General features: G+C 70.4%; 17 protein-coding genes. 3 read left to right on the forward strand and 14 right to left on the reverse strand.

What is annotated here, in order from left to right; translation table 11 throughout:
* Nucleotides 1–76 precede the first annotated feature (76 nt).
* Nucleotides 77–1,483, forward strand: a complete 1,407-nt coding sequence (locus tag ACFSVL_RS05160; protein ID WP_378300954.1) for an MFS transporter — start codon at nucleotides 77–79, stop codon at nucleotides 1,481–1,483.
* A 58-nt stretch (nucleotides 1,484–1,541) separates the two neighbouring features.
* Here the strand turns inward: ACFSVL_RS05160 and tsaE are convergent, their stop codons facing one another.
* The 8 genes from tsaE to glmS form a co-directional block, all read right to left on the reverse strand.
* Nucleotides 1,542–1,997: a tRNA (adenosine(37)-N6)-threonylcarbamoyltransferase complex ATPase subunit type 1 TsaE gene (gene tsaE / locus ACFSVL_RS05165; RefSeq protein ID WP_378300955.1), complete on the reverse strand. Its 456-nt coding sequence runs from the start codon at nucleotides 1,995–1,997 to the stop codon at nucleotides 1,542–1,544.
* Complete coding sequence (locus ACFSVL_RS05170) at nucleotides 1,994–3,082, reverse strand: alpha/beta fold hydrolase (protein ID WP_378300957.1); 1,089 nt, start codon at nucleotides 3,080–3,082, stop codon at nucleotides 1,994–1,996. Before ACFSVL_RS05170 ends, tsaE begins: the two co-directional genes overlap by 4 nt.
* Nucleotides 3,079–4,200 (reverse strand): alanine racemase, encoded by a 1,122-nt coding sequence (alr, locus tag ACFSVL_RS05175; protein ID WP_378300959.1) that lies wholly within the window; start codon nucleotides 4,198–4,200, stop codon nucleotides 3,079–3,081. Before alr ends, ACFSVL_RS05170 begins: the two co-directional genes overlap by 4 nt.
* Before the next feature lie 131 nt (nucleotides 4,201–4,331).
* Nucleotides 4,332–5,432: an ABC transporter ATP-binding protein gene (locus ACFSVL_RS05180; RefSeq protein ID WP_378300961.1), complete on the reverse strand. Its 1,101-nt coding sequence runs from the start codon at nucleotides 5,430–5,432 to the stop codon at nucleotides 4,332–4,334.
* 3 nt (nucleotides 5,433–5,435) lie between these two features.
* The gene (xylB, locus tag ACFSVL_RS05185) at nucleotides 5,436–6,869 is read right to left on the reverse strand and encodes a xylulokinase (protein ID WP_378300962.1); all 1,434 of its coding nucleotides are present in this window, start codon (nucleotides 6,867–6,869) and stop codon (nucleotides 5,436–5,438) included.
* Nucleotides 6,859–7,683 (reverse strand): DeoR/GlpR family DNA-binding transcription regulator, encoded by an 825-nt coding sequence (locus ACFSVL_RS05190; RefSeq protein ID WP_378300964.1) that lies wholly within the window; start codon nucleotides 7,681–7,683, stop codon nucleotides 6,859–6,861. The genes xylB and ACFSVL_RS05190 overlap by 11 nt, the downstream gene beginning before the upstream one ends.
* A gap of 215 nt (nucleotides 7,684–7,898) precedes the next feature.
* Entirely contained in the window at nucleotides 7,899–9,344 is a 1,446-nt protein-coding gene (locus tag ACFSVL_RS05195; RefSeq protein ID WP_378300966.1) for an NAD(P)H-hydrate dehydratase, read from the reverse strand.
* 12 nt (nucleotides 9,345–9,356) lie between these two features.
* On the reverse strand, nucleotides 9,357–11,219 hold the full coding sequence (gene glmS, locus ACFSVL_RS05200; RefSeq protein WP_378300967.1) for a glutamine--fructose-6-phosphate transaminase (isomerizing): 1,863 nt from the start codon (nucleotides 11,217–11,219) through the stop codon (nucleotides 9,357–9,359).
* Between the two features lie 194 nt (nucleotides 11,220–11,413).
* On the opposite strand from glmS, the gene ACFSVL_RS05205 reads away from it, so the two are divergent.
* On the forward strand, nucleotides 11,414–12,250 hold the full coding sequence (locus tag ACFSVL_RS05205) for a dienelactone hydrolase family protein (RefSeq protein WP_378300969.1): 837 nt from the start codon (nucleotides 11,414–11,416) through the stop codon (nucleotides 12,248–12,250).
* On the opposite strand, the gene ACFSVL_RS05210 is transcribed toward ACFSVL_RS05205, so the two are convergent.
* The 6 genes from ACFSVL_RS05210 to rplM form a co-directional block, all read right to left on the reverse strand.
* On the reverse strand, nucleotides 12,251–14,704 hold the full coding sequence (locus ACFSVL_RS05210; RefSeq protein WP_378300971.1) for a hypothetical protein: 2,454 nt from the start codon (nucleotides 14,702–14,704) through the stop codon (nucleotides 12,251–12,253).
* Nucleotides 14,705–14,706: 2 nt separating this feature from the next.
* Nucleotides 14,707–15,024 (reverse strand): hypothetical protein, encoded by a 318-nt coding sequence (locus ACFSVL_RS05215; protein WP_378300972.1) that lies wholly within the window; start codon nucleotides 15,022–15,024, stop codon nucleotides 14,707–14,709.
* A gap of 27 nt (nucleotides 15,025–15,051) precedes the next feature.
* Entirely contained in the window at nucleotides 15,052–15,513 is a 462-nt protein-coding gene (locus ACFSVL_RS05220; protein ID WP_378300974.1) for a hypothetical protein, read from the reverse strand.
* 80 nt (nucleotides 15,514–15,593) lie between these two features.
* Complete coding sequence (gene glmM, locus ACFSVL_RS05225) at nucleotides 15,594–16,931, reverse strand: phosphoglucosamine mutase (protein ID WP_378300976.1); 1,338 nt, start codon at nucleotides 16,929–16,931, stop codon at nucleotides 15,594–15,596.
* A 206-nt stretch (nucleotides 16,932–17,137) separates the two neighbouring features.
* A complete protein-coding gene (gene rpsI / locus ACFSVL_RS05230; protein WP_009072362.1) occupies nucleotides 17,138–17,626 on the reverse strand; it encodes a 30S ribosomal protein S9 in 489 nt (162 codons plus the stop codon).
* A gap of 11 nt (nucleotides 17,627–17,637) precedes the next feature.
* A complete protein-coding gene (rplM, locus tag ACFSVL_RS05235; protein WP_009072361.1) occupies nucleotides 17,638–18,090 on the reverse strand; it encodes a 50S ribosomal protein L13 in 453 nt (150 codons plus the stop codon).
* 292 nt (nucleotides 18,091–18,382) lie between these two features.
* Between rplM and ACFSVL_RS05240 the strand changes: the two genes are divergently transcribed.
* Entirely contained in the window at nucleotides 18,383–19,249 is an 867-nt protein-coding gene (locus ACFSVL_RS05240; RefSeq protein ID WP_378300979.1) for a hypothetical protein, read from the forward strand.
* Nucleotides 19,250–19,285: the final 36 nt, after the last annotated feature.

Here is a 19,285-nt window from a genome sequence, read left to right on the forward strand (position 1 = left end):
TAGGCTTCAGTCCGATCGCGGTAGGTGATGTCGGGGGCTCTGCGCAGTGAGTCCTGGAAAACGCGAAAGGAGCGATGTGACAGAGGCAGCAGACGGGAGGGGGCCGTCGGGCGGCGCCACGGTCACGGACGACGCGACAATGCGCCGGGCGGTCGGCGCGGCCGCGGTCGGCAACATCACCGAGTGGTTCGATTTCGGGGTCTACGGCTACCTCTCCACGACCATCGAGGCCCAGTTCTTCCCGCCCGGCAATCCGGCGCTCGCCCAGCTCGCGACCTTCGCGACCTTCGCGGTGGCGTTCCTGGTGCGTCCGCTCGGCGGCCTGTTCTTCGGTCCGCTCGGCGACAAGATCGGCCGGACCAAGGTGCTCGCGGTGACGGTGATCCTGATGGCGACCGGCACCTTCCTCATCGGACTGATCCCGTCGTACTCGTCGATCGGGCTGGCCGCGCCGATCCTGCTGGTCTGCGCGCGGGTCCTGCAGGGCTTCTCGACCGGCGGCGAATACGCGGGCGCGATGACGTTCATCGCCGAGTACAGCCCGGACCGCCGCCGCGGCTACTTCGGCAGCTTCCTGGAGTTCGGCACCTTCATCGGCTACGCGCTCGGCGCGACCGTGTCGTCGGTGCTGCCGCTGGTTTCGACTCCGGCCTTCATGGACACCTGGGGCTGGCGGATCCCGTTCATGGTGGCGCTTCCGCTCGGCATCGTCGGGGTCTACCTGCGGACGAAGCTCGAGGAGACCCCGGCGTTCCAGCAGCTGCTGGACGAGTCCGGCAAGCGCGAGGACGCCGAGGCCAAGCACGTGGTCCGCACGATCTTCGCGAAGTACTGGCCGACGATGCTGCTGGCCGGCGGGCTCGTGGTGACCTGGAACGTCACCAACTACATGCTCACCAGCTACATGCCGACCTACCTGAAGGACGACCGCACGATGTCCGCGAACGGCGGGCAGGCCATCTCGGCCACCGCGGCGGAATGGCTGCAGATCGGCGTGCTGTGGCTGGGCGTGCTGCTGATCCCGTTCCTCGGCAAGCTCAGCGACCGCTACGGCCGCAAGCCGATCCTGTGGGTCGGCGCGGGCGGGCTGATCGTGCTCGGCCTTCCGATGGTGCTGCTGCTCAAGAGCGGCTCGCTGATTTCGGTGCTGCTCGGCCTCGTCCTGATGGGACTTCTGCTGATCTGCTTCTCCTCGACCTGCCCGTCCACGCTGCCCGCGCTGTTCCCGACCGAGGTCCGGTACGGCGGGCTGTCGATCTCGTTCAACATCTTCGTGTCCGCGTTCGCGGGGACGGTGTCGCTGGTGATGAGCGCGCTGGTGCTGGCCACCGGGGATCTCAAGTGGCCTGGGTATTACCTGATGATCGCCGGCGTGGTCGGCGTGATCACGCTGGTGAAGCTGAAGGAGACCGCGAAGAAGCCGTTGCCTGGCTCGGCTCCGTCGTTGTCCACTTCGGAGGAGGCGGCGGCCAAGGCCGGCTAGCAACCGTCTAGAAGCCGCGAAGGGCCCCTTGATTCGTTCAAGGGGCCCTTCAGCGCTTTCAGGCCGCTTGCAGCTCGTTCACGCGGTCGGTCCAGGAGCCGTGCGGCTCCAGCACGACGGTCCGGGTGTCGTCGTCGTGCCGGGTCAGGCGGACCACCAGGTGATCCTCCGACAGCCGCTCTGCGCTGCCCTCGCCCCATTCGACGACCACCGCGGACGACTCCAGGTCAGTGTCCAGGTCGAGGTCGTCCAGCTGCGTCAGATCGCCGCCGAGGCGGTACGCGTCCACGTGGATCAGCGGCACCCCGGCCCCGCCCGCGGCGTGCACTCGTGCGAGCACGAAGGTCGGCGAGCTGACCCGGCCGCCGACGCCGAGACCGTCCGCGATGCCGCGGGTCAGCGTCGTCTTCCCGGCCCCGAGCGGACCGTCCAACAGCACCAGGTCGCCCGCGCGCAGCGCCGCGCCGAGCGTCCGCCCGAAGGCCATCGTGTCGTCGGGGGTTTCCAGAATCACCTTGTCCACCACCAGTTTCGCCGGTTCGGCGCGGCGCTGCCACCACAGCGCTGCAGCAGGTCGATGAGATGGCTGTTCACCAGCTCGGGCTGTTCGAGCTGCACCATGTGCCCGGCTCCGCGCACGCGCACCAGCTCGGCGTCCGGCAGCTCGGCGGCGATCCGCTCGGCGTGCGCGAACGGCGTGAAGCGGTCCGAGTCTCCGCCGATGACCAGCACCTGCGCGTGCTTCAGCCCGGCCAGCACAGCGTAGCGATTGTGGCTGCCGAGAGTGTCCACGAAGTTGATCAGTCCGCGTACCGGTGTGACAGCCAGCATTTCCAGCATGAAGTCGACCAGCCGCGGCGAGACGTCGCGGCTGCCGAACGCAAGCCGGCGCACCGCCTGCCGGGTCAGCTGACCGCCGGCCGCGCGCACGAACTCCACCAACCCGGGTTGCCATCCAGCCAGCTCGCCGACGCCGCGCGTGAGCGGGTTGTACTTGGACAGCAACGGCCTCGGCAACCCGTGTGCGCCCACTTCGCCCGCCGCGGTCGCGATGAAGGCGACGCCGCACACGCGGTCCTCGAAGAGGTCTGGCCGTTGCGCGGCCAGCTCCATGATCACCATGCCGCCCATGGAATGTCCCATGAGGACAATCGGTCCCTCGGGCACCATCGCGCGCAGCACGCTGTCGAGGTCGTGCGCGAGCTGTTCGATCGTTGACGACTCGGTAGACGCGACTCCGGACAGGCCGTGGCCGCGATGGTCGTAGTAGACCTGCCGTACGCGCGGCAGCCGCAGCGAAGCGACGTCGCGACGCTGGAAGTGCCAGGAGCGCCGCGAAAGCGCGAAGCCGTGTACTCCGACGAGAGTCAGCTCGGGCGCTTCGCCGTCCTCAGGGTCGATCTCCTCGACCGACAGCGGCGTACCGTCTTCAGCCGCGACAGTGGACGTCCGGTCCGGCTTCAGCTCGCCCAGCGGCTCGTCGACGAACGGGTCCTCGGTCGGTTTGCGTTGCTGCGACGCGACAACTGCCGCTGCCGCGCCCGTGACCACTGCTCCGACTCCGCCGACGATCGCCCACAGCCGTGCGGAGGGAGTCACGCCCGCTCCCCCACGTACCGACGGCGTACGCGCGGCCGGTACATCGAGGTGACGATCTCGTAGTCGATGGTGCCGAGCTTGTCCGCCCACTCGCGCGCGGTCGGCTCGCCGGACCGGCCCGAGCCGAACAGCACGACCTCGTCGCCTACCCGGGGCACGTCCTCGTTGCCGACGTTGACCACGAGCTGGTCCATGCAGATCCGCCCGACCACCGGACGCCGCCGCCCGCCGAGCCAGACATCCATCCGGCCGGACAGCGTGCGCGGCACCCCGTCGGCGTATCCGGCGGGCACGAGCGCGAGCGTGGTGTCCTCCTGCGCGGTCCAGGTGTGCCCGTAGGAGACGGACTCCCCGGCGGCCAGCGGCTTCGTGAGGACCACGCTGGAGCGGAACGTCATCGCCGGACGCAGGTCGTCGTCGGTGGGGACCGGGTTGAGGCCGTACATCGCGATGCCCGGGCGGACCAGGTCGAAGTGCAGGTCGGGCCGGGTGAGCGTGGCCGCGGAGTTGGCCAGGTGCCGGATCGGGTCGAGACCGGCGGCGCGGGCCGCGTCGTACGCCTCGTCGAACAGCTTCGCCTGGGCGTCGATCGACGCGTGCCCCAGCTCGTCCGCGCACGCCAGGTGCGACCAGACGGCCACCACCTCGACGCCGCGTGCCTTGGCCGCCGCCTCGACCAGCTCTGGCCAGGCCGACGGCGGGCAGCCGTTGCGCGCCAGCCCGGTGTCGATCTTGAGGTGCACGCGGGCGTGCTTCCCGGTGCGTTCCGCCGCGGCAGCGACCCGGGTCAGCTCGCCGAGGGAGCTGACGCCGAGGTCGATGTCCGCCTCGATGCCGGGGACGAAATCCAGCTCCGGCACGTCCAGCCAGCTGAAGAGCCGTCCGGACAGGCCCGCGGCCCGCAGGTCGAGAGCCTCCTGCAGCGAGCAGGTGCCGAGCCAGGTCGCCCCGGCCTCGACCGCGGCGCGGCCGACAGGCACCGCGCCGTGGCCGTACGCGTCGCCTTTGACCACGCACATCACAGCCGCGCCGGGTGCCCGGGCGGCCAGCAAGGAAACGTTGTGGCGCACTGCGCCGAGATCGACCACGGTCTCGGCGTGCGGAGAACTGGCAGTCATAACGACTGCCAGTTTCCCACGTTGCCAATCCGGCCAAAAGTAGGCCGACCCCACAGCGGCACGTAACCGCTGCTACGAAGCCATTCGGCCGTGGCTGTGGTCGGATTGGCAATAGTCGGCGCAGTATCGGCTCAAGAGAGACGCAGGCCGGACGTGCCGGAGAACACGTGCAGCTCGTCCGGGCGGATCCGCAGGTGCAGGGTGTCGCCCATGCCCGGCGGCGTCCGCGGGTCGACGCGCGCGACCACGTTGCGTGACGACCCCTCGGCGGTCTCCTCGACGCTGGTGCCGAGCTTGCCGTAGACGTACGCGTCCGAGCCCAGCTCCTCGACCAGCTCGACCTTGATCGGCAGCGCGCCGTCGGTGTCGGTGGTGACCTCCAGCGACTCCGGGCGGAAGCCGATGGTGACCGTGTCGCCGTCGGCCGCGGACCGGACCTCGGGCTTGAGCGGCACCTGCACGCCGCCGACCTCGGCACCGTCCGCGGTGAGCTTCGCGGCGACCAGGTTCATCGCCGGCGAGCCGATGAAGCCCGCGACGAAAACGTTTGCGGGCCGGTCGTACAGCGCGCGCGGGGTGTCGCACTGCTGCAGCAGACCGTCCGACAGCACCGCGACGCGGTCACCCATCGTCATGGCCTCGACCTGGTCGTGGGTCACGTACACGGTGGTGACGCCGAGCCGGCGCTGCAGCGCGGCGATCTGCGTACGGGTCGAGACGCGCAGCTTCGCGTCGAGGTTCGACAGCGGCTCGTCCATCAGGAAGACCTGCGGCTCACGCACGATCGCGCGGCCCATCGCGACGCGCTGCCGCTGACCGCCGGAAAGCGCCTTCGGCTTGCGGTCCAGGTACTGCTCGATGTCCAGCAGCTTCGCCGCGTCGAGCACCTTCTGCTTGATCTCCGACGCGGGCCGACCGGCGATCTTCAGCGCGAAGCCCATGTTCTGCGCGACCGTCATGTGCGGGTACAGCGCGTAGTTCTGGAACACCATGGCGATGTCGCGCGAACGCGGCGGCAGCTGCGTGACGTCGCGGTCGCCGATCCAGACCGCGCCCTCGTCGATGTCCTCCAGGCCCGCGAGCATCCGCAGCGCGGTGGACTTGCCCGAGCCCGACGGCCCGACCAGCACCAGGAACTCGCCGTCGGCGATCTCCAGTTCCAGCGCGTCGACCGCGGGACGCTCGGTCCCGGAGTAGCGCCGGGTCGCCTTGTCGTAGGTGATGCTGGCCATCGGTCAGTCCTCTCCCAATTTCGCGGAAACCCCGTGCGCGGCCTCGCGCGCCTCGAGGTGGCGTTGCTGGATCTCCAGGCCCGCGGCGCGCGGCGCCCCGGTCGGCTCGTCCAGTTCGAGCCGGTTTTCGGTTCCGTGCCACACCGGCGGCTCGGCGGTGCCCGCGAGCGCCCAGGCAGCCTGCCGGGCTGCCCCCAGCGCGACGTACTCGCCGACCTCGGGAATCACCACGGGCAGGCCGAGCACGATCGGCGCGATCGCCCGCACCGCGGCGGACTGCGCGCCACCGCCGATGAGCAGCACGCGCTTCACGGCCATGCCCTGCGCGCGCACCGCGTCGAGCCCGGCGGCCAACCCGCACACCATGCCCTCGACGGTCGCCCGCGCGACGTTCTCCGGCGTCATGTTCGCCCTGGTCAGACCATGCAGCGAACCGGTCGCGCCGGGCAGGTTCGGGGTGCGCTCGCCGTCGAGGTACGGCAGCAGCGTGAGCCCGCCCGCGCCCGGTTCGGCGGACAGCGCGAGCCGGTCGAATTCGGCCAGGTCGACGCCGAGCATCGCCGCGCCCGCGGTGAGCACGCGGGCCGCGTTGAGGGCGGCGGTCAGCGGGAGAAACCGGCCGGTGGCGTCGGCGAATCCGGCGACCAGGCCGCTCGCGTCGGCCGCGCCGGTCTCGGTGACCCCGAAAACCGTGCCGCTGGTGCCGATCGAGATCACCGCGTCGCCCGGGGCCAGTTCGAGCGCGAGCGCGGCGGCCATGTTGTCGCCGGTGCCCGCGGACACGAGCATGCCGTCGCTGGTGTGCCCGGCGACGTCGGACGGGCCGAGGACCGTCGGCAGGTCCGGGGTGCGGCCGCCGAACGCGTGCGCGAGGACGTCGGGGCGATAAGCGTTGTCCGTCGGCGAGAAGTAGCCGGTGCCGGAGGCGTCGCCACGGTCGGTCACCGCGGTTTCCGGACGGCCGAGCAGCCGCCAGGTGAGCCAGTCGTGCGGCAGCAGGACACGGGCAACACGGTCGGCGTTCTCCGGCTCGTGCTCGGCGAGCCAGCGGAGCTTCGTGACGGTGAAGCTGGCGACCGGCACCAGCCCGACCGACTTCGCCCACACGCCAGGTCCGCCCAGTTCGTCGGTCAGGTCCTTGGCCGCCTGCGCGGAGCGGGTGTCGTTCCACAGCAACGCGGGCCGGACCACCTCGCCTGCCTCGTCGACGGTGACCATGCCGTGCTGCTGACCGCCGACGCCGATGGCCTTGACCCCGTTGAGGACGTCGCGAGTGGCGTCCGCAAACGCTTGCGCCCACGCTGCGGGGTCGACCTCCGTGCCGTCCGGGTGCGGTGCCCGGCCGGTGCGCACGATCTCGCCCGTGCGCGCGTCGCAGACCACGACCTTGGTCGACTGGGTCGACGAATCGACCCCGGCCACCAGCTCAGCTGTCATAGGGCTGCCCCTCCTCGACGTACTCCGCGGCCTCGACCGCCGTTCCCTCGTTCAGCGCCGCCTCGATCTCCTCAGTCGGAGTGGCTTCGCTGGTGATCAGGAGGTCGTAATCGCCGACGGTGCCGTGCGCGTACGTCGCGGTGCGGCCGAACTTCGAGTGGTCGAGCACGAGCACATTGCGGTTCGCGGCGCGCAGCACGGCCTTCTTCAGCTCGGCGTAGTCGCGGACCGGGTGGAACAGCCTGCCCACCGCGACCGCGCTCACCGAAACGAACGCGATGTCCACACGAATGCGTTCGAGCAGCGCGAGCACGTCGGGACCGGAGCAGGAGTCGTATTCGGGGTCGTAATGGCCGCCGGCGAGCACGACCTCGACCCCGCTGCCCAGCAGCCGCGCTGCCTGCAGCGAGTTGGTGATGACGGTGAGGCGTTCGAGCTGGGCCAGCCGCTCGACCAGCGGAAACAGCGTGGTGGAGTCGTCCACGAACACCGTCTGGCCTGGCTCGACCTGCTGAATCGCGAGATCGGCGAGCGCTTCCTTCTCGACCGAGTGCAGCGTGAACCGGCTCGCGGTCTCCATGGTGAGCGCCGGATAGGCCTCGACCTTCCCGCGCAGCTTCCGCAGCAGCCGCTTGTCGGCGAGGTCGTCGAGGTCGCGGTGCATCGTCATAAGGCTGACGCCGAACCGGGCGGTGAGGTCGTCGATCCGGACTTCGCCCTGGTCAATGACGTAATCGAGGATCTCGTGCCGCCGCTGCTCCACCGCGGCATCGGACGGGCGCGTCTTCGGCCGTCCTGGCGTGTCTCGACTCACATGTCGTTCTTACCAGATATCCCGAGCCGAGTTAACACGTAACTCGATAACTCCTGGGTCACCTTCAAAGCGCCCCAATGTGGCATTGGGTGCGTGAGATGCACCGAACGCCACATTGGGTGCGTTGAGGGAGCCAGCGGCGCGCAGCGCCTCCGTTGAGGGTGGTGGCGGGGGCATGGATGGAGCACCCAATGCCACATTGGGGCGGGGCCTGGTCAGCGGGAAGCGGCGCGGATCAGCCGAAGCGCGGCGGGGATGGCGTCGACCAGACCGGACGCTGACGTCGGCACCTCCTCGGCGGCGAGCGCGCCCGCCAGCGAATGCACCTGAGCGGCAGCCGCGGCGGCCAGCCATGGGTCAAGCCGCGCGGCCAGCAGCGAGCCGACCAGACCAGTGAGCACGTCGCCGGAACCCGCAGTGGCCAGCCACGATCCGCGCGGAGTGTTCACGGCGACGCGGCCGTCCGGAGCGGCGATGACCGTGCAGTGGCCTTTCAGCAGCACGACAGCGTCGTACTTCTTCGCCGCGTCCCGCGCCGCCGCGACTCGGTCCGTGCCCGGGCGGCGGCCCATCAGGCGTTCGTACTCGCCGGCGTGCGGGGTGAGCACGAGCGGCGTGTCCGGGTCTCGGGCGTCGAGGACTTCGGGGGTGTGCGCGATGATCGTGGTGGCGTCGGCATCCGCACACACCGGGACGCCCTGACCGAGGATGTGCCGCAGGATCTCCCGGCCTTCCCCGCCAGTGCCGATGCCCGGCCCGACGACCCACGCCTGCACCCGTCCCGCATCGGTGACCGAGCCGGTCGCGACGATCTCCGGCCAGCGCGAACGCACGACATCCGCGGCGTGTCCGGCGTAGCGGACCATGCCCGCCGTCGCCCGCACCGCTGAGCCGGACGCGAGCACTGCGGCTCCCGGGTACGTCGCCGATCCGGCCGCGATTCCAACGACGCCTTGGGTGTATTTGTCGTCCTCCGGGCCGGGAATCGGCCACACCTCGGCGACGTCGGCCAGCTCCAGGCGCTGTAGGTCCGGTTCTTCCAGCCACGGCCGCAAACCGATGTCCACCAGTACGACCTCGCCGCATTCCTGCGGGGCCAGCGCGTGCACGGGCTTGAGCGCGCCGAACGTGACGGTGCGCGCGGCGGTGACGTGCGGACCCTCGACCGCGCCGGTGTCCGGGTCGACGCCGCTCGGCAGATCCACCGCCACGACCGGCGCTTCGACCTGCGCGACCAGCTTCGCCGCTTCCGGACGCAGCGGACCACGGGCGGAGATGCCGACAATGCCGTCGACGACGACGTCAGCTCGGGCAATCCACTGTGGACTGTCCACCACGGACACGACCAGACCACCGGATCGGCGCAGTGCGGCCAATCCGGCCGGATGCGCCTTCTCCGGATTCAGCAATACCGCAGCTACGGCTACTCCGCGCCGACGCAGGAAAACGCCAGCCCACAAGGCATCGCCGCCGTTGTTGCCTGAACCGACCAGCAGCACTACCCGGCGGCCGGAGACGCCGCCGGTCTCCTCGGCCAGCAGCCCGGCGATCTGGGCGGCAAGGCCGAAGGAGGCCCGGCGCATCAGCTCGCCGTCGGGAGTGCGCGCGAGCAGCAGGTCTTCCGCCGCGCGAATCCGTTGTGTAGTCCAGATTCCTTGCACGGCGGCCCCCGGCTACTCGACAGTGACGGACTTCGCCAGGTTACGCGGCTTGTCGATGTCGTACCCGCGCGAACTCGCGATCTCGGCGGCCAGCACCTGCAGCGGCACCGTGGAGACCAGCGGCTGCAGCAGCGTCGGCACCGCGGGCACCTCGATCAGCTCGTCCGCGAACGGGCGCACGGTCTCGTCGCCCTCCTCGGCGATCACGATCGTGCGCGCGCCCCGCGCCTGGATCTCGCTGATGTTCGACACCAGCTTCGAGTGCAGCACCGCGCGGCCCTTCGGCGACGGCATCACGACGACGACCGGCAGGCCCTCTTCGATCAGCGCGATCGGACCGTGCTTCAGCTCACCCGCCGCGAAGCCCTCCGCGTGCATGTACGCGAGTTCCTTCAGCTTCAGCGCGCCTTCCAGCGCCACCGGGAACCCGACGTGCCGGCCGAGGAACAGCACCGCCCGGGAATCGGAGATCCGCCGCGCGATCTCGCGCGTCTGGTCCACAGTGGACAGCACCTTCTGCACGGCTGCCGGCATGGCTTCCAGTTCGCCGAACTCGCGGGCGACCTCGTCCGGGTACTTCGTGCCGCGCGCCTGCGCCAGCGCCAGGCCGACGAGGTAGTTCGCGGCGATCTGCGCGAGGAACGCCTTGGTCGAGGCGACCCCGATCTCCGGCCCGGCGTGCGTGTACAGCACCGCGTCGGACTCGCGCGGGATCTGCGCGCCGTTGGTGTTGCAGACCGCCAGCACGCGGGCCTTCTGCTCGCGCGCGTGCCGCACGGCTTCGAGGGTGTCCGCGGTCTCGCCGGACTGGGAGACGGCGACGACGAGCGTGTCACGGTCGAGGACCGGGTCGCGGTAGCGGAACTCCGACGCCAGCTCCACCTCGACCGGCAGCCGGCACCAGTGCTCGATGGCGTACTTGGCGACGAGGCCGGAGTGATACGCCGAACCGCAGGCGACGACGAAGACCTTGTCGACGTCCCGCAGGTCCTGGTCGGAAATGCGCTGCTCGTCGAGGATGATCCGGCCGGCCTCGAAGTGCCCGCGCAGCGTGTTCGCCAGCGCCTCCGGCTGCTCCTCGATCTCCTTGAGCATGAAGTACTCGTGGCCGCCCTTTTCCGCGGCGGAGAGGTCCCAGTCGACGGTGAACGGCTTGGCCTGCGCGGCGTCGCCGTGGAAGTCGGTGACCTGGTAGCCCTCGCGAGTAATGACAACCAGCTGGTCCTGGCCCAGCTCGACGGCCTCGCGGGTGTGCTCGATGAACGCGGCGACGTCGGAAGCGACGAAGTGCTCGCCCTCGCCGACCCCGACCACCAGCGGCGACGACCGGCGCGCGGCGACGATCGTCTCCGGCTCGTCGGCGTGCGTCACGACGAGGGTGAACGCGCCCTCCAGCCGTCGGCAGACCGCGGCGACGCTGGCCGGCAGGTCGCCCTTGGTGTCGCCCTCGGTGTAGGCGCGGGAAACCAGGTGCGCGGCGGTTTCGGTGTCGGTGTCGCTGGCCATCTCGATACCCGCGGCCTCAAGCTCCGCGCGCAACGCGGCGAAGTTCTCGATGATCCCGTTGTGCACCACCGCGACGCGACCGGTGGTGTCCCGGTGCGGATGCGAGTTGCGGTCGATCGGGGCCCCGTGCGTGGCCCAGCGGGTGTGGCCCATGCCGGCGGTGCCCTCGAACGCGTCGCGGCCGACCTCGTCGAGCCGGGCTTCCAGGTTGGCCAGACGGCCGGCCTTGCGCTCGACAGTCAGCGCGCCGGCGCCGTCCAGCACCGCCACGCCCGCCGAGTCGTAGCCCCGGTATTCCATGCGGCGGAGCCCACCGAGCACGACGTCCAGAGCCGGGCGGTGTCCGACGTATCCCACGATTCCACACACGCGAACTAGCGTAACGAGACAAGTCCAGTCCCCTACTCCGGTCCCTAGAGCGGGGTTTTCAGTGCCGCTGAGCTGGGCGAGCGGCCGTCCGGACAACCGTTGACCGGGTATCGGCGCGGTGTGGCGGCGGACCCCTAAACAGCTCGGGGTGGCGCGCCGGGCCGCGATGGGGCACGGGCAGTAAGGTCACGCGCATGGCCAGCAAGCCCAAGCAGCTGCTCACGGAGCTGTCCCACCCGGGACCCCACGAGGTTTTGCGCGGCAACCTCGCCCTGGTCGGACTGCCCGGCGTCGTGTTCACCCCGCGCCAAGGTCTAGGCCTGCCCGCGATCGCGTTCGGGCACGGCTGGATGCAGCCGGCCACCCGCTACCGGCAGCTGCTGCACCACCTCGCGAGCTGGGGCGTGGTCGCCGCGGCCCCCGCGACCCAGCTCGGCCCGCTGCCGTCGCACCGCCTGCTGGCCGGCGACCTGCTGACCACGCTCGACGTCATCACCACGGTCCGCCTCGGCCCGGACGGCATCAGCGTCGACCCGGGCAAGCTGGGCCTGGCCGGCCACTCCACCGGCGGCGGTTCGGCGGTGCTGGCAGCCGCCCAGTCCGCCGGAGCCGGCGACGACGCCCGCCCGAAGGTCCGCGCGGTCGCCACGGTGGCCGCGGCGCAGACGTTCCCGCCCGCGACGGAAGCCGCGAAGGTGATCAGCGCCCCCGGCCTGCACCTGGCGGTCGACGGCGACCTGGTCGCCCCGGCGGTCGGCCACGCGGACGCGATCGCGCAGTCGTGGGCCGGTCCGGTGCAGTTGCGGACGCTGGCGAAGTCGTCGCATCTGGCGGTGACCGAAGGCAGGCACTGGAGCCAGCTGCTGCTGCAGGGCAAACCGCAGCGCGCGACTCAGCAGCTGACGAAAGCGCTGTTTACGGCGTTCTTCCTGACCCATTTGACCGGTACCGAAAAGTACCTGCCGCTGCTGGACGCGGACGTGAAGCGCGCGCCGATCGACGTGCCGGAGGACGAGGAACCGGCCGCCTGATCAGCGCCGCCCTTCGTCCTCCTCGGCGAGCGACCCGCTGATCCGGCTGCCGCCCGGCGCGGTGCCGAACAGCCCGCCGTCGACCCGGTAACCGCTGGTCCCGCGTTCCTGGTCGCCGGAGTTGCCCTGCCCGCCGCCCATCGGCGGGCTGCCCATCATGCCCATCGACTGGCCCTGCTGCTGATCGGTGGTAGTGGGCGCGGTGCCGAGTTCGGACGGATGCGCGGATTCGTCCTGCTGCCAGCCAGCCGGGACTGCCGGATCCCCGAGCCCCGGGTCCGTCGGGACATGGCCGAGCCCGGGATCGCTGCTGAACGGGTCCAGGACCGACTGTGCGGTGGTGGATTCGTCCGGGCCGTTCGCGATGGGCGTGCCGTGGGCTGGGGTCGCCGCGTCCGCCTGTGCGGCGACTGGCTGGGCGTGGTGGCGGCCGGCCTGATCGCCGGTGGTTTGGTCGTGGCCGTCCGCGGCTGGTTGCGCGGTTGCCTGACCGTGTGCGACGGCCGCTTGATCCACGTGAGCTTGCACCGGCTGACCGTGTGCGGCAGCAGCGGCCTGCCCATGGTCGCCGGTGGCTTGCTGCCCGGTGTGGGTTGCGTCGCCAGTGACCTGCTGCCCGGCGTGCGCTGCGTCGCCAGTGGCTTGCTGTCCAGTCTGGGCAGCGTCCGCCGCGACATGCCGACCGTCGCGGACCTGGTCGACGGGCAGCTCGTTCGGGTGCGCCGCCGGGCTCGCTGCGCCGCCACCGTGCTGCTGCGCGGTCACTCCGTCGATCGGCTTGCCGGTGGCCGGGTCGATCTTGCCGTGGTCGTCGAGGGTGTACTTGGTCGGCTCGCCGGATCCGTCGTCCACCGTGACCACCGTCGGACCGTCCGGCCCGCTCGGCCGCTCGGCGGTGATCTTGAGGTTGCCGTCCTCGATGTGGATCTTGCCGTCCGGGCCAGGACGGTGCACCTGGTTCGGGTCGGTCGTCGGCGAGGTGCCGTCCGGCTGCTTCTGGACCGGGGCGTCGTGCGGCTTGCCAGCGGGATCCTCGTCACGCGCGGCCGGGTCGCTGTGCCCGCCGGGAGCCTTGTCGGGCTGGTCGCCGAAATCGAGCTGGTACGCCTTGTCGTGCCCAGTCCCGTCGCCGACCGAGACCGCCATCTTCCCGTGGTCGTCCGGCTCCGACATGGTGATCTTGTGATCGCCGTGCTGGACCGTCACGGTGTCCGGCGCCTCGTGCTCGGTCTTGACCGCTTCCCCGGTCTTCGGGTCGATCGGATACGGCTGCCCGGTCTCCGGATCCACCTCGAGCGGCTTGTGCGTGACCGGATTCTGGTTCGGATCCGGCTGCGCGGCCGGGGGCGGGCCGACCTGCGGAGGCACGGTGGCCTCCTGCGGCTTCGTATCGCCACCGCCGCCGGAGGAGCGCGGCTTGCTGTCTCCGCCGCCGCCCTTGCCGGTGTCGCGCCCGCCGGTGCCCTTGTCGGCACCGAGCTGCAGTCGGCCGAACGGATCCGTCGGCACGTTCAGGCCGTCGGAGAACGCGCGGAGCCCGTTCGTCGCCGCGGTGTGCGCGTTGCGGATGTACTGCCGGAAGCACTCCATCGCGTCCGAGTACTGCTGGCAGTACTCGTCCATCTGACGGCAGAACATGTCAGACCACTTGGAGTCGTAGCCGGTGTCCAGGTCGACCGACATGCCCCGGATGTCCTGCGCGTTGATCGGCCCGGTGCCGTCATCTTGGCTGCGCGCCACTTCCGAACTGTTTCGAGCGTTCCCGACGTGGGGGAGGCTCATGTCCCCGATCCCTGCCTCGGACGACTTCTGCCTGCCCCACTTGATCGCCTCGTCGAGCCGGTCCATGAACATCAGCAGACCGTCGGTGTCCTCGGGCTTGTGCGAGTCCAGGAATTTCTTGGGCGCCTGTCCGCCGTTTTCGGGCAGCTGTCCCAAATCGACGATCGGCTTGCGCACCGTCTGCCACAACTGCTGCAACAGCTGGCTGAACCCGTTCACCGTGCCGAGGTATTCGCCGGACGCCTTGCTGAAGTCGTCCAGCTTTTCGGCGGCCGAATCGGCGGCCTTGCCCTGCCACGCCGCGGCGAGGCCCTGTTTGACCTGTGCGGTGTCGTCCTGCGCGGCCTTCGCCGCCTTGCCGAGGTTCGCCGCGCGGCCCTGCGCGCCCCAGAAGTAGCCGAAGCCGAACCCGCCGAGTTCGTTCAGCATCCGGTTCTCTTCGTCGCCCTGGCCGTACGGCGGGGCGAACCGCAGGCCGAGGTTCCGCGACGGATGCCCCATCCACCGGGTGTACGGCTGCACGAGTTTCCCGGTCATCTTTTCCCGGAAACCGGCCAGCGGCTTGAGAATGTTGTCGGACGTGTCGTCGAGACGGACGTCCGCGGGAGGCTGCAGCGGGGCGATGATCGTGTCGCCGAGACGACCCGTGCCCTGGTCCGCCGGAGGAGTCACGGTCAGGCTCCCTTGCCGGCGTTCGTGACGCCCCAGGCGTTCTCTTGCTCGTTCTCGCTGTGCAAGGTCACCGAGGTGTTGAGCCGTTCGGCGAAACCGCCGAGAAAGGTGCTGCCCTTCGCCGCGGAGTCGCCGAGCGCCTGCATCTTCGCGACATACGCGCCCGCTGCCTCGGACAGCCCGGGGATCTTGCCGAAATGCGCCGCCGCCAGCTGGGACTGCGCGGTGTAAGTCTTGATCTCCTTGAACGAGGTGCTCATCGTCGAGACGTCGTTCGCGACCTTCTTGACCTGCTCCGGCTCAATGTGGAATTTCGCCATCGTCGCCCTCTCCCCTCGCGCCCGCGGCTACTCTGCGTCGATCCAGTTGGTGGCCGAGAAGTCGTCGTCCTCCCATGCCCGGTGCCGGGCGGCCGAAGCGGGCGGAGGAGGCGCCGCCTGCGGAGCGGCTGGTGCTGGTGCGGCCGGCGCGGGCGGTTCGGTGTCGTCTTCGACCCGGAACATCGCGGCGGCCGCGTCGTCCTCGGCGACCTGTTTGGCCACCCGCTGGGCTGTCCGTTCTGCTTCTTCCGACGCGGCCCGGTCTTCCCCGGTTCCCTCGGCGGCGGCAGCGGCGAGCGCGGCCTCGCGGTCGGCTTGCGACTGTTCGTCCTGGGCGCGGTGGTCCTCGACGAGCTTCGCGAACGCCGCCTGCCTTGCCTCGTCGTCCGCGATCGCCCGCTCGTGGTCGGCGCTGTACTGGGCGCGCACCTCTTCCATCGCCGCCAGGCTTCTGGCGAAATGCGGAGGCACCTCACTCTGGTCGTACATCGCCCCTCCCCCGGTTGATCCCGCATCGCGGAATCTACCCGCCGGATCACCGGTGGCGCAGAGTATTCACCAGATTTCGGTCAGGAGACCGCGGACACCACCCCGGCGAGCCGATCCGCCGCGGCCTGCGCGGTCGCGTGGGCCGGGGCTTCCACCATCACCCGCACGAGCTGCTCGGTGCCCGAGGGGCGCAGCAGGACCCGCCCCTCCTCGCCGAGTTCCGCTTCGACCTCGCCGACCGCGTCGCGGACCTCGGCGGACCCGGCGACCGCCGCCTTGTCCGCCACCGGGACGTTGACCAGCACCTGCGGCAGCCGGTTCATCACGGCGGACAGCTCCGCCAGCGGCTTGCCCGTGGCGGCCATCCGGGACATCAGCCGCATCGCGGTCAGCAGGCCGTCGCCGGTCGTGGCGTGCGCGGGGAGCACCACGTGGCCGGACTGTTCGCCGCCGAGGGCCAGGCCCGAGGCGCGCAGTTCCTCCAGCACGTACCGGTCACCCACCGCAGTCGTGACGACGTTGATGCCGTGCGCCTTCATCGCCAGGTGCAGGCCGAGGTTGCTCATCACGGTCGCGACCAGGGTGTCCTTCACCAGCGCGCCCTCCTCGGCCAGCGCCAGCGCCAGGACGGCCATGATCTGGTCGCCGTCCACCAGCTCGCCGGCGGCGTCGACGGCCACGCAGCGGTCGGCGTCTCCGTCGTGGCCGATGCCGAGGTCGGCACCGTGTTCGACGACCGCCGCGCGCAGCAGGTCGGGGTGGTTTGAGCCACAGCTGTCGTTGATGTTGATGCCGTCCGGCTCCGCGTGCAGGGCCACGACCTCGGCGCCGGCCCGGCGGTACGCCTCCGGCGCGGCCGCGGACGACGCGCCGTTCGCGCAGTCCACCACGACCTTCAGGCCGGTCAGCGGGTGCGGCGTCGCGGCGACCAGGTGCTCGATGTACTTCTCGAGCGCGTCCGGAACGTCGGTGACGCGACCGACACCGTCGCCGGTCGGGCGGGTGACGCCGGTCGCGTCGAGGCCGGACTCGATCTCGTCCTCGATGCTGTCCGGCAGCTTGTGCCCGCCGGCGGCGAAAAGCTTGATGCCGTTGTCCGGCATGGGGTTGTGCGAGGCGGAGATCATCACGCCGAGGTCCGCGTCGAGCGCGCCAACGAGGTACGCGACGGCGGGGGTCGGCAGCACTCCGAGCCGCAGGACGTCCGCACCGGCCGAGGCGAGGCCCGCCACCACGGCGGCCTCCAGCATCTCGCCGCTGGCGCGCGGGTCGCGGCCGACCACGGCCACCGGGCGGTGCGAACGGTCGTGCGCCGCCAGCACTCGGGCGGCGCTCGCCGCGACCGACAGGGCCAGCTCCGGGGTCAGGTCGGCATTGGCCAGACCGCGTACCCCGTCGGTGCCGAACAGTCGAGCCATCTCGACCTCCTTGTCTTGATTCACCAGCCTCGGGGCGCGCCCGGCCTCGACAAACCTAGCGCCGGACCGGGCAGGAGCGATCCCCTGCCCTACCCCAAGACAGTCGCGTCGGCGGAAGAGAACGCGTCAACGGTCCCGGAAAACGCCGGAAGCGCCCATCCGATGGACGGATGGGCGCTTCCGGGGTTGCTGCGCCTGCTGAAAAATCAGCGCTTGCTGTACTGCGGAGCCTTGCGGGCCTTCTTGAGGCCGTACTTCTTCCGCTCCGTGGCGCGCGCGTCACGGGTCAGGAAGCCGGCCTTCTTCAGGGCCGGGCGGTCGTCGGCGTCAACCTCGACCAGCGCACGGGCGATGGCGAGACGCAGCGCGCCCGCCTGGCCCGAGATCCCGCCGCCCTTGAGGTTGGCGAAGATGTCGAAGGAGTCCGGCTTCTCGACGGTGACGAGCGGCTCGCGGATGAGCTGCTGGTGCACCTTGTTCGGGAAGTACTGCTCAAGCGACTTGCCGTTGAGCTTGAACTCACCGGTACCCGGCACGACGCGGACGCGGACCACGGCCTCCTTGCGGCGGCCGACCGTCTGCGCGTTGCCACCGGCGGCACGCGACGGGCGCGGGGCGGCGGCGGACTCGCTGGTCGCCACGGCCTCGGCGGGGGTCTCGGTCGAAGCGACGACCTCGGTCTCGGTGCTGGTCAACTGTTCCTCACTCACTGCGCGACCTGCGCGATCTTGGTGATCTCGCGCGCCTGCGGCTGCTGCGCGGCGTGCGGGTGCTGCGGGCCGGCGTACACCTTCAGCTTCTTGGCCATGGCGCGGCCGAGCTTGTTCTTCGGCAGCATGCCCTTGACCACCTTCTCCACGAGGTGCTCGGGCTTGGTGTCGAGCAGCTCGCCGAAGGAGCGCTTCCGCAGGCCGCCGGGGTAGCCGCTGTGCCGGTACGCGAACTTCTGCTCGCGCTTGTTACCGGTGAGAGCGACCTTCTCGGCGTTGACGATGATGACGAAGTCACCGGTGTCCACGTGCGGGGCGTAGGTCGGCTTGTGCTTGCCGCGCAGCAGCGTGGCGACCTCGGTCGCGAGCCGTCCGAGCACGACATCCTCGGCGTCGATCACGTGCCAGGCACGAGTGACGTCGCCGGGCTTGGGGCTGTACGTGGGCAAGGGTCTACCTCGTCGTCATTGCGTGTGGGTAATGTGCGGGCCGAGCGCTGACGCGCCGCAACGCACAACGACATATGAAGATACCCCTGTGGTCCCCCCTGCTCTGCAGCGGGGGTGCGAAGACGCCTCGTCGGCCGGTCACAGCGTACCCGATGGGTTGGCCGGAACCACCACACCGCCGCGCGCGTCGGGTCGGGATGAGACGATTCGGGCGCGCGGCCGCGCGAGCACGACGAGCACCTGGGGACAGCAGTTGAAGACACGAGCGAGGACGACCCGACCCGTACGGACGGTGTGCGCCGCCGTCGCCGTGCTGGCACTCGCGACGGCGTGCGGCCAGGCCCGCGCCGGAACCGCGGTGCCCGACGGCGACCAGGCCGCCGCGTACGTCGGCGGGAAGTTCGAGAAGGCCATGTCGAAGCTCGCGGACACGATCGTCGAACCGCGCAACGTGACCAACTCGGCGGACCGGTACTTCAAGTTCGACGACAAGTACCTGCACAACATCGTCACCTCCGCGCGCACCGGCAGCCCCGAGAGCCGCATCGTGCACAACCGGTCGCAGAAGAACCCCAACGAGTTCCTCGACTCGTTCACCCCGGCCGACGGCACCGTCGAGTACCTCTACCTCGGCCCGGCCTACAAGACGCTCGCGCCGACGCCGTGGGTGTCGATGCCCAAGCCGGAGGCCGGGCTCGTGCAGCCGTGCGCGTGGGGCGGGGTGCAGATCGCGTGCAAGATGGGCGACGCGGTCGACAGCTCGTACAAGGCGGACAAGAAGGCTTTGCGCGGCGCGAAGAGTTCCGCGGACGGCACCGAACAGCTCACCGTCAACGTGCCGTTCTCGATCTTCCTCGACCGCCGCGTCGAACTGCTGCCGGACAAGCTCCTCGGCAAGGTCGGCCCGGAACTGCGCAAGGCCGTCGTGCCGAGCACGATCACCCTGCGGAAGGACGGTTCGCTCGCCGCCTTCACGATGGCGGCCAAGTTCGAGGGCGACGGCCACAAGGTCGAACTGCGCTACGAGTTCAAGTTCACCGGCGAGGCCACCACGTCGGACCTGCCGACGGTCCCGGACGCCTCGCAGGTCACCGTGCTCGCGGACAGCGCGGCCAAGCAGGACTTCTACCGCCGGCTCGGCGAACTGCAGGGGCGTTGATGCGCCTCCTTCCGCCGGCTTCCGCGCCCATCGACC

This window comes from Amycolatopsis silviterrae, from assembly GCF_042684085.1.
Lineage (GTDB): Bacteria > Actinomycetota > Actinomycetes > Mycobacteriales > Pseudonocardiaceae > Amycolatopsis > Amycolatopsis silviterrae.

Bases quoted from the DNA above. Each gene is read 5' to 3' on its own strand.
- xylB (WP_378300962.1), bottom strand. From the start codon at position 6,869: ATGACAGCTGAGCTGGTGGCCGGGGTCGATTCGTCGACCCAGTCGACC.
- alr (WP_378300959.1), bottom strand. From the start codon at position 4,200: ATGACTGCCAGTTCTCCGCACGCCGAGACCGTGGTCGATCTCGGCGCA.
- glmM (WP_378300976.1), bottom strand. From the start codon at position 16,931: ATGGCTCGACTGTTCGGCACCGACGGGGTACGCGGTCTGGCCAATGCC.
- ACFSVL_RS05180 (WP_378300961.1), bottom strand. From the start codon at position 5,432: ATGGCCAGCATCACCTACGACAAGGCGACCCGGCGCTACTCCGGGACC.
- ACFSVL_RS05220 (WP_378300974.1), bottom strand. From the start codon at position 15,513: ATGTACGACCAGAGTGAGGTGCCTCCGCATTTCGCCAGAAGCCTGGCG.
- ACFSVL_RS05205 (WP_378300969.1), top strand. From the start codon at position 11,414: ATGGCCAGCAAGCCCAAGCAGCTGCTCACGGAGCTGTCCCACCCGGGA.
- ACFSVL_RS05215 (WP_378300972.1), bottom strand. From the start codon at position 15,024: ATGGCGAAATTCCACATTGAGCCGGAGCAGGTCAAGAAGGTCGCGAAC.